Source organism: Microbacterium ureisolvens, assembly GCF_015278315.1.
GTDB classification, from domain to species: domain Bacteria; phylum Actinomycetota; class Actinomycetes; order Actinomycetales; family Microbacteriaceae; genus Microbacterium; species Microbacterium ureisolvens.
The window spans coordinates 195960-209162 of the sequence record NZ_JADIJE010000002.1; the positions used below are offsets into that span (position 1 = coordinate 195960).

General features: G+C 70.1%; 12 protein-coding genes. 7 read left to right on the forward strand and 5 right to left on the reverse strand.

The genetic code is table 11. The features are described from left to right. Nucleotides 1-8 precede the first annotated feature (8 nt). Genes IM767_RS03255 through IM767_RS03270 form a run of 4 tightly spaced genes read right to left on the reverse strand, consistent with a single transcriptional unit; the run spans nucleotide 9 to nucleotide 3964 of the window. Entirely contained in the window at nucleotides 9-668 is a 660-nt protein-coding gene (locus IM767_RS03255; protein ID WP_109209024.1) for a YesL family protein, read from the reverse strand. A 2-nt stretch (nucleotides 669-670) separates the two neighbouring features. Next, nucleotides 671-1573 (reverse strand): carbohydrate ABC transporter permease, encoded by a 903-nt coding sequence (locus IM767_RS03260; protein ID WP_109209171.1) that lies wholly within the window; start codon nucleotides 1571-1573, stop codon nucleotides 671-673. Between the two features lie 11 nt (nucleotides 1574-1584). Continuing rightward, nucleotides 1585-2565: a carbohydrate ABC transporter permease gene (locus IM767_RS03265; protein WP_198425637.1), complete on the reverse strand. Its 981-nt coding sequence runs from the start codon at nucleotides 2563-2565 to the stop codon at nucleotides 1585-1587. 55 nt (nucleotides 2566-2620) lie between these two features. Continuing rightward, nucleotides 2621-3964: an ABC transporter substrate-binding protein gene (locus IM767_RS03270; RefSeq protein WP_109209025.1), complete on the reverse strand. Its 1344-nt coding sequence runs from the start codon at nucleotides 3962-3964 to the stop codon at nucleotides 2621-2623. A gap of 266 nt (nucleotides 3965-4230) precedes the next feature. Here IM767_RS03270 and arfA point away from each other — a divergent pair, with 266 nt between their 5' ends. From arfA to rocD, 7 genes are all read left to right on the forward strand, one after another. Further along, nucleotides 4231-5742, forward strand: a complete 1512-nt coding sequence (gene arfA, locus IM767_RS03275; protein WP_109209026.1) for an arabinosylfuranosidase ArfA — start codon at nucleotides 4231-4233, stop codon at nucleotides 5740-5742. Then, entirely contained in the window at nucleotides 5732-6778 is a 1047-nt protein-coding gene (locus IM767_RS03280; RefSeq protein WP_239453149.1) for an arabinan endo-1,5-alpha-L-arabinosidase, read from the forward strand. The genes arfA and IM767_RS03280 overlap by 11 nt, the downstream gene beginning before the upstream one ends. Before the next feature lie 117 nt (nucleotides 6779-6895). Further along, nucleotides 6896-7330 (forward strand): hypothetical protein, encoded by a 435-nt coding sequence (locus IM767_RS03285; protein WP_109209028.1) that lies wholly within the window; start codon nucleotides 6896-6898, stop codon nucleotides 7328-7330. Beyond that, nucleotides 7330-7545, forward strand: coding sequence for a helix-turn-helix transcriptional regulator (locus tag IM767_RS03290; protein WP_109209029.1), 216 nt, complete (start codon nucleotides 7330-7332; stop codon nucleotides 7543-7545). The genes IM767_RS03285 and IM767_RS03290 overlap by 1 nt, the downstream gene beginning before the upstream one ends. 1 nt (nucleotide 7546) lies before the next feature. Continuing rightward, nucleotides 7547-8602 carry an NAD(P)-dependent alcohol dehydrogenase gene (locus tag IM767_RS03295; protein WP_109209030.1) on the forward strand — a complete coding sequence of 352 codons (1056 nt, stop codon included), beginning with the start codon at nucleotides 7547-7549 and terminating at the stop codon, nucleotides 8600-8602. A 228-nt stretch (nucleotides 8603-8830) separates the two neighbouring features. Then, entirely contained in the window at nucleotides 8831-9739 is a 909-nt protein-coding gene (gene ddaH, locus IM767_RS03300; RefSeq protein WP_339327382.1) for a dimethylargininase, read from the forward strand. Nucleotides 9740-9759: 20 nt separating this feature from the next. Further along, nucleotides 9760-10986: an ornithine--oxo-acid transaminase gene (rocD, locus tag IM767_RS03305; RefSeq protein ID WP_109209031.1), complete on the forward strand. Its 1227-nt coding sequence runs from the start codon at nucleotides 9760-9762 to the stop codon at nucleotides 10984-10986. Nucleotides 10987-11051: 65 nt separating this feature from the next. Here rocD and IM767_RS20670 read toward each other — a convergent pair whose 3' ends face one another. Then, the gene (locus tag IM767_RS20670) at nucleotides 11052-13127 is read right to left on the reverse strand and encodes a molybdopterin-dependent oxidoreductase (protein ID WP_239453150.1); all 2076 of its coding nucleotides are present in this window, start codon (nucleotides 13125-13127) and stop codon (nucleotides 11052-11054) included. Between the last annotated feature and the right edge of the window lie 76 nt (nucleotides 13128-13203).

Genomic DNA, 13203 nt, shown 5'->3' on the forward strand with positions numbered 1-13203 from the left:
CGCGGGTGTCAGCGCGGCGACTCGCTCCCCGCCGGCGCCAACGCGGACGCGGCGATCCACCCCGTCACCAGCACCGGAAGGGCCAGTCCGAACAGCACCGCCACGGGAGCGACGACGGCGTACACCCAGCCGATCGCCGCGAGGCTCACCAGGATCGCGAGACCGCGGCCGGGATGCAGCGCCGGAGCGAGCAGCAGGTATCGCACGCTCGCCGCCCACGGGTCGTCGAACTCGCCCGCGACGACCGGCAGATACGCCAGAGCCACGACGGCGTACACCGAGACGACGACGAGCGCGATGCCCATCGCCGCCCGCACTGCGCCGTCGCTGTGCGCGACGGCCCACGCGTCGACCGCGAGGAGGACCGCGGCGCCCCAGAACGGCAGCGCGAGCAGGTTGGCGCGCCGGAACGACTCCCGCCAGGCCCTCCAGAACTCCCGCCACATCGCCAGTCCCGCGGTGCCGTCGGCCAGGTGCGCGGTGATCGAGCGCGCGGCGGTGGCCGCCGGGGCGAGTCCCGCCACGACGCCGCCGGCGAGCGTGCCGAGCACGATCAGCACATGGACGCCGACGAGCTGGGTGACCGCGCGGAGGACGAGCATCACCACCCCCGCCCAGCCGGGGACGTCGGCGAGGTCCGCCGCGGTCGGGCGCCGGTGGGCGGTCACGGTCAGCCCTTCGTCCCGGTCAGCGCGACCGACGCGATGATCTGCCGCTGGAAGATCAGGAACACGATCAGGATCGGCAGCAGCGCGACGACGCTCGCGCCCATGATGAGCGGGTAGTCGCGCTGCGTCGCGAACTCGACGTTGAGGTTCGCGATCACCACCTGGAGCGTCTGGTTCGCCGGGGTGTTGAGGTACAGGATCGGGGCGAGGTAGTCGTTCCAGATCGCCATGAACCACAGGATGAACTGCGCCGCGATGGCGGGACGGATGAGTGGCACCACGATGGTGGCGAACACCCGGGGGTGGGATGCGCCGTCGATGTACGCGGCCTCGATCAGCGAGTCGGGCACGCTCGCGAGGTACTGGCGGATGAAGAAGATCATGATGATGTTGCCGAACAGCAGCGGCACGATCAGCGGCAGCAGGGTGTCGACCCAGCCGAACTGCGCGAACATCACGAACTGCGGGATCATCAGGGTCGGGTAGGGGATCATCAGCCCCGCGAGGAGCCCCAGGAAGATCGCGTTCTTGTAGGGAAGACGCATCTTGGCCAGCGCGTACGCGGCCATCGTGGACGTGATGGAGCCGATGATCGTCACCGTCAGCGAGACGATGAGGCTGTTCTGGATTCCCGACAGGATGGGCGCGGCATCCCACATCCGGATATAGGTGTCCCACTGCGGATCGGCCGGCCACAGCACGGGCGGGAGCGCGAAGACCTCGACCTTCGTCTTCAGCGACGTGGTGAACATCCAGATGAGGGGCGCGAGCATCGCGATCGAGCCGACTGCGAGCACGACGAAGAGGATCGCGTTGACGAGCCGGCTCTGGCTCTTCTCGGTGGAAGGGCGCAGGCGCCGCTTCTTGGCGTCGGGGACGGTGAGGGTGCGGGTGTGATCTGACATGGCGGGACCGTTCACTCGATGCTGAAGTCGTTGCGCTTGTTGAGGCGGAACTGGATCAGGGTCACGACGAAGATCAGGATGCCGAGCACCACGGCCATCGCGGTCGCGTAGCCCATCTCCTGGTACCGGAACGCCTGCCGGAAGATGTACCAGACGACCGTGGCCGAGCTGAACTCGGGACCGCCGTTGGGCGTCATGATGTTGACCTCGGTGAACAGCTGCGCTCCGCCGATGATGCTGGTCACGACCAGGAAGAAGGTCACCGGCCGCACCATCGGCACGACGATGTTCCACACCCGCTGCGTTGCGCCGGCGCCGTCGAGCTTGGCCGCCTCGATCAGCGAGGGCGGCACAGACTGGATGGCGGCCAGATACAGCAGCGTGGAGTAGCCGAGGCCCTTCCATACCGCCATGATGATGAGGGCGGGCTTGACCGTGGCGGTGTTCTGCAGCCAGTCGGGGCCCTGGATCCCGAACAGGGCGAGGAACTGATTGACCAGGCCGTAGTCGCCGTTGTAGGCGAACTGCCACACGATCGCGACGGCCGCCAGCGACGAGATGACCGGCACGTAGTAGATCGTGCGGAACGCGGTCTGCCCGAAGATGCCCCGGTTGAGTGCGAGGGCGAGCAGGAGCGACAGGACGAGGCCGATCGGGATGCCGATCATGTAGAACGCCGTGTTCCACAGCGACGTCAGGAAGTACTGGTCCTTGAACAGCCGCACGTAGTTCTCGACGCCGATGAAGGTCGTCTGGCCGAGGCCGTTCCATCGCGTCAGCGACGCGTAGATCGCGTACCCGAGCGGGTAGGCCGTGAAGGCGACGAAACCGATGATCGGCGCCGCCATGAACAGGAGGGCCCAGCGGTGTTCCACGCGGTGAAGGCGGTTGACCTCGCGCTTGGAGCGCATGGTCGGTTCTTCGGGCTGTGGGGTCAGCGCTGCCTTCGTGGCGGATCGCAGCGCGGCCGGTGTCGGGATCTGTGTCGTCATGGTCGCTCCAGGTCGGGAGCGGGCGCCCCAGGAGGGACGCCCGCTCGGTGACGCGTCAGCCCGCGGAGGCCGCCTGCTCGGCGCGCATGTTGGCCTCGTCCAGGAGGGTCTGCATGCGCGGCTGCACCTCGGCGAGGTAGTCCTCGGCGGTCTGCTCGCCGTCGAGGACCGGCTGGATGTTGGTCCACAGCTCGTCGTACCAGGCCGCGCCGTAGGTGTACGCCGCCGGCATCGCGCGGCCGGTGTTCTGGGCGATGTTCACGAACTCGGCGCGGTTGGCCGGCTCCGCACCCTCCTCGGCGGCCCACTCCTCCGCCATGTCGATGAGGTTCGGGATCTGGATGTTGGCGGCGACGAGGCTCTCCTGAGCCTCGACGTCGGTCGACAAGTAGGTGACGAGGTCGACGGATGCCTCGGGGTTCTTGCTCGTCGCGGAGACGCCGATGCCGAGACTTCCGAGCCACGTCGCCTGCTCGCCGGTCGAGCCGACGGGCCAGGGGATGAGGTCGTACTCGAAGTCGAGGTCGTTGTAGACCGAGACGTCCCACGGGCCTACCGGGAAGAACCCGATCTCGCCGGCCATCCAGCGCTGATAGGTGTCGAGCGTCGCCGCGTCGGAGGCGCTCGGGGTGACCTTCTCGACGTTGGTGAGGTCGGCGAACCATTGCAGCGCCTCGGCGAACTCAGGGGTGTCGACGGTGACCTCGGTGCGGTCCTCGTTCGTCCAGTCCCCGCCGTTGCTCCACACGAGCGACTGCAGATTCCACTGGACGTTCAGGCCGGTGCCCCACTGGTCGACCGTTCCGTCGCCGTTCTTGTCGACGGTGAGCTGCTTGGTGACGTCGACGAACTCGTCCCACGTGTATCCCGTGGCCGGGTCGGGAAGGGGGATGCCGGCCTCTTCGAGCATCGTCTTGTTGTAGCCGAAGGCGAACGGGCCGACGTCCTTGGGCAGGCCGTAGAGCTTCCCCTCGGGGGTTCCCTGCAGCGTGCCGTCGAAGCGGTAGCTGTCGACCCCGAACTGCCAGATGTTGTCGAGGTCGATGTCGCTCTCCTCGACCAGGTCGGTGATGTCCATCAGCACGCCGGAGTGCACGTAGGACTGGAGGTTGGCCTGCTCGATGTAGAAGACATCGGGGACCTTGCCGCCCGACACCGCGGCCTGAAGCTTCGTGGCGTACTGGTCGGCGTCGGTGACGATCATGTCGACCTTCACGCCGGTGTCCTCGGTGAAGCGCTCGATCGCCGCTTCGTAGGCCGCCTTCTCGTCAGGTCCGCCTCGGAACATGAACTGGATGGTGTCGGCGTCGCCTTCGCCGGCCCCGCCGCCGCAGGCGGTCAGGGTGAGCGCGGCGACGGATGCCAGCGCCGCAGCCGCGACGATCTTGGTCTTCCTCATTGGTGCCTCCGGTGTGGGTGGGAGGTCGCGGGCTCTCGTTCACTTCTGCGTGAGGTGGTAGCCGAGGTGTGTCGCCTTTGACCGGTGGATCCCGTGATCCATTACAACGTTAGAGATAGTGCGACATCCACTCGGCTCTGTCAAGTGAATCAACGGATCGGGGAGGAATTGACACCTCGATGAACCGCTGTGTATCTTCGCTCTACAACGATGTACACATTCGCGCCACGACACGGTCGTCCGGCGCCCGGGAGGAGACCCCCAGCATGCGCGCAGCGCGTTTCACCCTCGACCCCGCATTCCAGGTCGGACCGGTGCGTCGACGCACCTTCGGCTCGTTCGTCGAGCACCTCGGCCGCTGCGTGTACACCGGCATCCACGACCCCGAGCACCCCACCGCCGACGAGAACGGATTCCGCGGCGACGTCATCGACCTCACCCGCGAGCTGGGGGTGTCGACCGTGCGCTACCCCGGCGGCAACTTCGTCTCGGGCTACCGCTGGGAGGACGGTGTCGGTCCGGTCGACCAGCGCCCGAGCCGGCTCGATCTCGCGTGGCACTCCATGGAGCCCAACACCATCGGGGTGGACGAGTTCATGACCTGGGCGGCCAAGGCCGGCGTCGAGCCGATGATGGCGGTCAACCTCGGCACGCGCGGCGTCGAGGAGGCGCTCGACCTGCTCGAGTACTGCAACGTGCCCGCCGGCTCCGCGATGGCGAAGTGGCGCCGTGACAACGGTGTCGAGGAGCCGTATCGCGTGCGCATGTGGTGCCTCGGCAACGAGATGGACGGCCCGTGGCAGATCGGCCACAAGACCGCCTCCGAGTACGGCCGGCTCGCGGCCGAGACGGCGCGCGCGATGCGCCTCATGGACCCCGGCCTCGAGCTCGTCGTCTGCGGATCGTCGAGCTCTGCGATGCCGACCTTCGGCGAGTGGGAGCGGGTGGTGCTCACCGAGACCTACGAGCACGTGGACTACATCTCGGCGCACGCCTACTACTGGGAGGACGACGACGACCTCGGGTCGTTCCTCGCCTCGTCGGTCGACATGGACGGCTTCATCGAGGACGTCGTCGCCACCGCCGACCAGGTGCGGGCCGCCGGGCGTCACTCCAAGCGGATCAACATCTCGTTCGACGAGTGGAACGTCTGGTACCAGAAGCGCGCGGAGTCGCGACCGCCGACCGGGGACGACTGGCCGGTCGCGCCGGTCCTGCTCGAGGACCGGTACACGGTGGCGGATGCCGTCGTCGTGGGCTCGCTGCTGATCAGCCTGCTGCGCCACACCGACCGCGTGCACGCGGCATCCCTCGCGCAGCTGGTCAACGTGATCGCGCCCATCATGACCGAACCCGGCGGGCGGATCTGGAAGCAGACCATCTTCCACCCCTTCGCGCAGACGTCGAACCTGGCGAAGGGCGTAGTGCTGCGCCCGGTCATCGCCGCGCCGACGTACGAGACCGCGCGCTTCGGCGAGGTTCCCCTCATCGACGGCGTCGCGACGTACGACGAGGAGTCCGGCGAGATCGTCGTCTTCGCCGTCAACCGGTCCGAGAGCGACACCTTGACCCTCGAGGTCGACGTTCGCAACGGCGCCGTCGAGGTCGTCGAGGCCACCTCCTACGCACACGAGGATCCGCGCTGGACGGCGACCGTCGACGACGACACCACCGTGCTGCCGCGGGCCAACGACACGGCCGCGCTGACGGACGGCGTGGTGACGATGCAGCTGCCGCCGGTGTCGTGGAACGTGATCCGGCTCGGTCGTGCCTCGTAGCCTGCGGCTGCTCCTCCTGATGATCGCCGTCGCCGTGACCGCCGCCACCGCCACCGCCTGCGCCGCCGCTCCCGCCGCCACTGAGCTCGAGCTCGAGGGCGACATCACGGTCCACGACCCCGCGCTCGTCGTCGGCGCCGAGGGCGAGCCGTGGTACGTGTTCTCGACCGGCGACGTGCGCGAAGGCCTGGGAGCGCCTCAGATCCGGCGATCGACGGATGAGGGTCTCACATGGGAGTACGTCGGGACGGTGTGGGACGCGGGTTCGCGCCCCGAGTGGGCCTACAAGGCCGTGCCGGGCGTCCAGAACTTCTGGGCCCCCGACGTCTACGAGCACGACGGCACGTACTACCTCTACTACTCGGCATCGACCTTCGGGAAGAACACCTCGGCCATCGGCCTGACGACCAACACCACGCTGGATCCCGACGATCCCGCGTACGAGTGGGTCGACCAGGGCCTGGTGTGGCGCTCGACGGCAGGCGAGGACGACTACAACGCGATCGACCCCGGCATCGTCGCGCACCAGGACGGGACGCCCTGGATGGCCTTCGGATCGTTCTGGGGCGGCATCCAGCTCATCCAGCTGGAGTGGCCGAGCGGAATGCCGGCGCCCGGCGCGGAGCCGGTCACGATCGCGAGCCGCATCGGGCCGCCGAACGCCATCGAGGCCCCGTTCATCTACCCGCGCGACGGCTGGTTCTATCTGTTCGTGTCGGAGGAGTCGTGCTGCAAGGGCACCGATTCCACCTACCGGATCGCGGTCGGCCGCTCGCGCGATGTCACGGGACCGTACGTCGGTCCAGACGGCGCGGAGCTGACGATGGACGGAGCGCATCTGATCCTCGAGGCCCACGGCGACATGGTGGGCCCGGGCGGGCAGTCGGTGTCGGCCGGCCGGCTGGGGTTCCACTTCTACGACGCGGCGCAGGGCGGGCTGATGCAGCTCGCGATCCGCGAGCTCGCGTGGACCGAAGACGGCTGGCCCGTCGCCCGCACCGCCGACGAGCTCGAGGCCGCCACCGAGAAGCAGTAGCCGCGCGCTCGAGGCCACGAGGGCGGGCCCGCGAAGTCGATGTAAAAGATTATTGACACGGATGCCGCCCCGGCGTACCGTTGCCGATGTCAAAGATTCTAGACATCGGAGGTCGTCATGGTCTACGAAGAGCGCAACGTCTGGGCAAGCCTCATCGTCAGCGTGCTCGGCGTGAGCGTCTACGTCGTGCTGGTGCTCCAGCAGGCCGGCGGCGGGCCGCTCACCGACGTCGACTGGGTGCCGCTCATGCTGTGGACGATCGGCGCAGGCATCGTCGCCGCGATCCTGGTCAGCATCGTGTGGGGGATCCTCGCCGGCATGCGTGACCCCGACGGCGTCGGCAAGAGCGACCAGCGCGACCGCGACATCGCCCACATGTCGACCCGCGTCGGGCAGGCCTTCCTCGTGATCGCGGGCCTCGGCGTCATCGTGCTGTGCGCGTTCGAGGCCGACTGGTTCTGGATCGCCAACACGATGTTCTTCGGGTTCGCACTGTCATCGATCATCGGCGGTGTCGCGAGCGTGATCGCCTACCGCCGGGGGCTCGTCTGATGGTCAAGCCCACCAAGGTCACCAACTCCATCCGCGCCGTGCGCGAGGCGGCCGGTATGACCCAGGCCGATCTCGCGCGGCGGGTGGGCGTCACCCGGCAGACCCTCATCGCCATCGAGCAGGGGCGGTACTCGCCGACCCTCGAGCTCGCCTTCCAGCTGGCCCGCGCGTTCGGCGTCGGCCTCGACGACCTCTTCGACTATCCGGAGGCATGACATGTCCGACCGCTCCCGCAACGTGCCCGGCACGTTCCGCTCCGACACCATGCCGGCCTGGCGCCAGCATCGGTACGGCGAAGCCGACACCGTCGCTCTCGAGACGGCTGCCGTCCCCGCGCCCGGACGCGGCGAGGCGCTGCTGCGCCTGCGCGCCACGGGCCTCAACAACGGCGACACCCGGGTCATGCGCGGCGAGCCGCGTCTCGTCCGGCTCGCCTTCGGCCTGCGCCGCCCGCGTCAGGCAGTCCGAGGAATCGATGCCGCCGGCACCGTCGTCGCGGTGGGCGAGGGCGTCACCTCCTTCGCCGTCGGTGACGAGGTCGTCGGCGAGCTGCCCGCCGGGGGAGGGCTCGCGCAGTACGCCCTCGCACCCGCCGCCCGTCTCGTGCGGCGTCCCGCCGACCTGGATCCGGTGGTCGCGGCGGTCTTGCCCGTCGCCGGTGGCACGGCGTGGCAGGCGCTGGAGCTGGCGGGGGTGACGGATGCCGCCGCCCGGCGTCGCTCCGAGCCGCCCCGCGTGCTGGTGATCGGAGCCGGCGGCGGCGTGGGCACCTTCACGGTGCTGCTGGCCGCACTCCGCGGCGCGCGGGTGTGGGCGCTGTGCGGGGAGCGCAATCGCGCGCTGGTGGAGAGCCTCGGGGCCGAGCGCGTGTTCGACTACCGGGCGGTGCAGCCCGGTTCGCCGGAACTGCCCGACGGTGGATTCGATGCGGTGATCGACATCGCCGGCACGGCGCGGCTGCGTGCGCTGCGTGGCCTCGTGCGCGACGGCGGCCGGGTCGCGCTCGTGTCGGGCGAGGGCGGCCGCCTCCTCGGACCGATCGGCCGGATCATCGCCGCCACCGTGCGGTCGATCGGGTCGAAGCGGCCGCTGCGGCCGCTCGCGGCCACGCCGAAGACCGAGGTGCTGGAGCGGCTGCTCCAGCTCGCGGCATCCGGTGCCCTCCGGCCGGTGATCGACCGGCGGTACCCCTTCGCCGAGGCCGGCGACGCGCTCGCCTACGTCGCCGACGGCCACGCCACCGGGAAGGTCGTCGTGCTCGCAGCCCCCTGAGACCCTGAGAGCGCGCGAACTGTCGGTCCGGAGGCGGATCGCGGAGGGTTTCCGCGCTCTCGACCACGCCGCGATGCGGCATCCGCTCGACTGTCCTCCCAGGGGGCGCGCAGCGGTCGTGAGAGAATGATCCTGGCGTGCCCGGTTGTCCTTCGACAGGCTGAAGAGCCGATGAACGAAGCCGCCGGGCCTCTGGACAGCGTCCGCCGCGCCTTATACAGGAGCAAGATGTCCACGCAGAACACCGCGCCCGCACCCGCTTCGACGAGCACAGCGACCGAAGAGAACGGCTCAGCGACCGGACCCGGCCGGATCCAGCAGGTCCGCCGCTACCTCATGTGCCGGCCGGAGCACTTCACGGTCAGCTACACCATCAACCCGTGGATGGAGCCGGCGAACCCGACCGACACGGCCCTGGCGGTGCGCCAGTGGCAGGCGCTGTACGACACCTATCTCGCGCTGGGGCACGAGGTGCACCTCATCGATCCCATCGAGGGTCTTCCCGACATGGTCTACACGGCCAACGGCGGATTCGTCATCGACAACATCGCGTACGGCGCGAAGTTCCGCTTCCAGGAGCGCGTGCCCGAGGGCCCGGCCTTCATGGACTGGTTCCGGGCCAACGGCTTCGAGGTCGCCGAGCCGGCCGAAGTCAACGAGGGCGAGGGCGACTTCCTCCTCGTCGGCGACACGATCCTCGCCGGCACCGGCTTCCGCTCGACCGGCGACAGCCACCGCGAGCTCGCCGACGTGTTCGGCAAGGAGGTCGTGAGCCTCACCCTCGTCGACCCGCGGTTCTACCACCTCGACACCGCCATCTCGGTGCTCGACCCCGTTCAGGGCCCGGGCGGCGTCGAGAAGGCGAACATCGCCTACCTCGAGCACGCGTTCGACGAGCGCAGCCAGGCGATCCTCGCCGAGCGCTACCCCGACGCGATCCGCGTCGCGGATGCCGACGGCGCGGTCTTCGGGCTCAACTCGTCCAGCGACGGCCTCAACGTCATCATCTCGCCGCGTGCGAAGGGCTTCGAGGCGCAGCTGCGCGAGCGGGGGTACAACCCGGTGCTCGTCGACCTGTCCGAGCTGCTGCTCGGCGGCGGCGGCATCAAGTGCTGCACGCTCGAGCTGCGGCGCTGACGAGGCGGAGGAGGAGCATCATGACCGCCACTTCCGCCTCGATCGATGCGGTGATGGGCCAGATCATCGCCGCCGAAGAGGAGCACGTCGCGCACAACTACCACCCGCTGCCCGTCGTGATCGCGCGCGGCGAGGGGGCGTGGGTCACAGACGTCGAGGGCAAGCGGTACCTCGACCTGCTGTCGGCTTACTCGGCGCTCAACTTCGGCCACGGGCATCCCGCGATCCTCGCCGCCGCGCAGGAGCAGCTGGGCCGGCTCACGCTCACCAGCCGGGCGTACCACAACGACCGGCTCGGCCCGTTCGCGGCCGCGCTCGCCGAGCTGTGCGGCAAAGACCTCGTCCTGCCGATGAACACCGGCGCCGAGGCGGTCGAGACCGGCATCAAGGTCGCGCGCGCGTGGGGCTACCGCGTGAAGGGCGTCGCGCCGGACGCCGCGAAAATCGTCGTCGCCCACGGCAACTTCCACGGCCGCACGACCACGATCGTCGGCTTCAGCGACGACCCGCAGGCACGTCAGGACTTCGGGCCGTTCACCCCCGGCTTCATCTCGGTGCCCTACGGCGACGCGCGGGTCATCGACGCCGCGATCACCGCCGACACCGTGGCTGTGCTCATCGAGCCGATCCAGGGTGAGGCTGGCGTGGTGGTTCCGCCCGTGGGCTACCTCCGAAAGGTGCGCGAGACCTGCACACGCCGCGGCGTGCTGCTGATCGCCGACGAGATCCAGTCCGGACTCGGCCGTGTGGGTGAGACGTTCGCGTGCGACCGCGAGGGCGTCGTGCCCGACGTGTACCTGCTGGGCAAGGCACTCGGCGGCGGAATCCTCCCCGTCTCGGCGGTCGTCGCCGACCGCGACGTGCTGGGCGTCATCCACCCCGGCGAGCACGGCTCGACCTTCGGCGGCAACCCGCTCGCCGCGGCCGTCGGGCTGCGTGTCGTCGAGATGCTGAAGACCGGCGAGTTCCAGAGCCGCGCGAAGCTCCTCGGCGAGCACCTGGAGACCAAGCTCCAGGAGCTCGTCGGCCACGGCGTCACCGGCGTGCGCATCGTGGGGCTGTGGGCGGGCATCGACATCGATCCGGCCGTCGGCACCGGTCGCGAGATCGCCGAGCGTCTCATCGGTCGCGGCGTGCTCGTCAAGGACACGCACGGCCAGACCATCCGCATCGCGCCGCCGCTCGTGGTGCGCGCGACCGAGCTGGACTGGGCCGTGGAGCAGCTGCGGGTCGTGCTCGCGGGCTGACCCGCGGACACACCTGCCGGCCGGCTCGCGGCTCGGCGCCGGCTTCGCGGCAGCGCCGCGTTCGCTCAGTCGAAGACCGACACCGTGCGCCAGTGCCAGCCGGTCGCGCCGTCGGGGGCGGGAGGAGCGGTCTGCTCCGTCTGCACCTCTCCCGTCGTGCTCGTCGCACGGCACTGGATCACATGATCGCCTGGGGTCGCGGTCCACGGAAAACTCCACTGCACCCAGGTGTCGTCGGAGATCGCGTCGGCAAGGGTCGCCGGCATCCACTCGCCTTCGTCGATCCGCACCTCGACGGCCTCGATGCCGACCTGCTGCTGCCACGCGACTCCCGCGATGACGACCTCGCCGGCTTTGAGTCCCTGCCCGCGCCGCGGCACGTCGATGCGCGACTGCAGCTTGATGGGCCCGCGCTCTGACCAGCCGCGCGTCGTCCAGTAGGCGGTCGCGCGGTCGAATCGCGTCACCTCGAGGTCGGTCACCCACTTGGTGGCCGAGACGTAGCCATACAGCCCGGGAACGACCAGGCGCGCGGGGAACCCGTGCTCCAGCGGCAGCGGCTCGCCGTTCATGCCGACGGCGAGGATGGCGTTGCGCGCGTCGGTGAGGGCTTCCAGCGGAGTGGATGCCGTGAACCCGTCGATCGACCGCGACAGCACCATGTCGGCGTCGGCGTCGGGACGCGCCCGCGCGAGCAGCTCGCGCACCGGATAGCCCAGCCAGCGCGCGTTGCCGATGAGCGTGCCGCCGACCTCGTTGGACACGCAGGTGAGGGTGGTCCAGGACTCCTCGAGCGGCAGAGCGAGCACGTCGTCCCACGTGAGCACGACCTCGTTCGCGACCATGCCGTGGATGCGCAGCCGCCAGTCCGCCGGGTCGACCTCGGGCACGATGAGGGCGGTGTCGATGCGGTAGAACCGGTCGTTCGGCGTGACGACGTCGGCGAGCCCCGGAAGACCCAGTTCCGCACCGGCGGGGACAGCGGATGCCGCGACCGCCGGCACCGGGAGCCGCAGCGCCCGCCGCGCCGCGGCGACACCCGCCGACGCCGTCGAGCGGATGCTTCCGACCGCCACCGCGAGGATCCCCACCGCCGCGGCGGCTCCGGCCCAGGCGAAGAACGTGCGCCGGCTCGGGCGCTCCGGGCGCTCCGACGCCTCCGGGCGGTCGGGGTGGTGCGGGCGGTCCGGGCGGTCGGGGTGGTGCGCGTCGGCGGGGTCGGCGGGGCCGCCGTTCGCGCTCATTCGTTCCCGCGGATCCGCGGCTGCGGAGATGCCGGGCGACACGCCGGCGGGGGATGCCGCAGCGCGGCGTGTCGCGGCTTCCGTCCGCTCCCGCGGATCCGAGGTTGTGTCGAGCGACGGGCCCGAGTTGGCGGCATCCGTCCGCTCCTGCGGATCCGAGGTTGTGTCGAGCCACGGGCCCGGGTTGGCGGCTTCCGTCCGCTCCGGGCGGTCGGGGTGGTCCACGTCGGCGGGGTCGGCGGGGCCGCCGTTCGCGCTCATTCGTTCCCGCGGATCCGCAGCTGCGGAGATGCCGGGCGACACGCCGGCGGGGGATGCCGCAGCGCGGCGTGTCGCGGCATCCGTCCGCTCCTGCGGATCCGAGGTTGTGTCGAGCGACGGGCCCGGGTTGGCGGCATCCGTCCGCTCGTGCGGATCCGAGGTCGTGCGGGACGCCGGCGGCACGGCGCGGCGGAGGAGGCGCGCCAGCAGCCACAGGGTGACCGCGCCCGTGGCGCCCGCGACGACCGACGGGAGCCACGCGAGAGCGCCGGCGGCCGGTCTCGTCGCGGCGATGACGGCCCCGGCGAGGCCGAATGCCCCCACGACCACCGCGCCCCAGGGCGCGAAGCGCACCTCGAGCCAGCCGGCGAAGGCGGCGAGCACGAGCATGACCAGCGCGATCCCGGCGACGAGCGCGATCTTGTCGGCGGTGCCGAAGAGTGCGATCGCGGTGTCTTTCGCCCAGGGTGGGGCGAGGTCGATGAGCGCCGCGCCGATGGCGGCGACCGGGCTCGATGCCGGCGCCACGAAGCCTGCGACCAGCTCTCCGAGCCCTGCGCCGAGCACCACGGCGGCGATCCCCGCCACCCACGCGAGGGGAGCCGGGATGCCGCGGGCAGAGGCGTTCGCCGCCATGCAGCAAGCGTACGTCGGGGCGGAGGACGGGGGCAGGCGGGCTCGGAAACACGAGCGCAACGAACCCCGCATTAGG

Bases quoted from the DNA above. Each gene is read 5' to 3' on its own strand.
- IM767_RS03260 (WP_109209171.1), bottom strand. From the start codon at position 1,573: ATGTCAGATCACACCCGCACCCTCACCGTCCCCGACGCCAAGAAGCGG.
- IM767_RS03265 (WP_198425637.1), bottom strand. From the start codon at position 2,565: ATGACGACACAGATCCCGACACCGGCCGCGCTGCGATCCGCCACGAAG.
- IM767_RS03270 (WP_109209025.1), bottom strand. From the start codon at position 3,964: ATGAGGAAGACCAAGATCGTCGCGGCTGCGGCGCTGGCATCCGTCGCC.
- arfA (WP_109209026.1), top strand. From the start codon at position 4,231: ATGCGCGCAGCGCGTTTCACCCTCGACCCCGCATTCCAGGTCGGACCG.
- IM767_RS03285 (WP_109209028.1), top strand. From the start codon at position 6,896: ATGGTCTACGAAGAGCGCAACGTCTGGGCAAGCCTCATCGTCAGCGTG.
- IM767_RS03290 (WP_109209029.1), top strand. From the start codon at position 7,330: ATGGTCAAGCCCACCAAGGTCACCAACTCCATCCGCGCCGTGCGCGAG.
- IM767_RS03295 (WP_109209030.1), top strand. From the start codon at position 7,547: ATGTCCGACCGCTCCCGCAACGTGCCCGGCACGTTCCGCTCCGACACC.
- ddaH (WP_339327382.1), top strand. From the start codon at position 8,831: ATGTCCACGCAGAACACCGCGCCCGCACCCGCTTCGACGAGCACAGCG.
- rocD (WP_109209031.1), top strand. From the start codon at position 9,760: ATGACCGCCACTTCCGCCTCGATCGATGCGGTGATGGGCCAGATCATC.
- IM767_RS20670 (WP_239453150.1), bottom strand. From the start codon at position 13,127: ATGGCGGCGAACGCCTCTGCCCGCGGCATCCCGGCTCCCCTCGCGTGG.